1 pseudogene is annotated in these 512 nt (G+C 44.7%); it reads right to left on the reverse strand.

Annotation, left to right across the window (positions count from 1 at the left end):
* Window positions 1-512, reverse strand: a pseudogene (locus R8N49_RS30610) (type I restriction endonuclease subunit R); the annotation flags it as partial.

The following is a 512-nucleotide window of genomic DNA, read 5'->3' on the forward strand; positions in this document are numbered from 1 at the left end:
AAACACCATAGTGAACGATTTGCCCGACCCTGTGGTATGCCAAATCACGCCGCCGTTACGTGCCCCCTTCTCATCAAAAGAGGTAACACGCTCAATCAGGGCTTTAATGCCAAACACTTGCTGATAACGAGCAACAATTTTGCCAACTTTCTTATCAAACAAAGTAAATAGCTGAGTCATTTCGAGTAGACGGTCGTGGCGCAATAACGACACTAATAGACGGCCTTGATCGGTTACTACAAGCTTACCGCCTGCGATAAGCGAAAGGTATTCATCTCGAACCTTAGCAGGACGGTGATTGAAGATAAGATCCAATTCATCTTGAGTAAGTGGAGTATTCTTCAAGCGTTCAAAGGTCGCCTCACTGATCTCTTCTTCTTTCCACTTAGCCCAGAATTTTTCAGGGGTGCCGCATGTACCGTATAAGCCATCGTGCCCATTCACTGACAGTAATAATTGGCTATAAGCGAAAAGATGTGGGATCTCATCCACTTTTTGGTTGCGAATGTTTT

It is taken from the genome of Vibrio sp. 1978 (assembly GCF_033344345.1).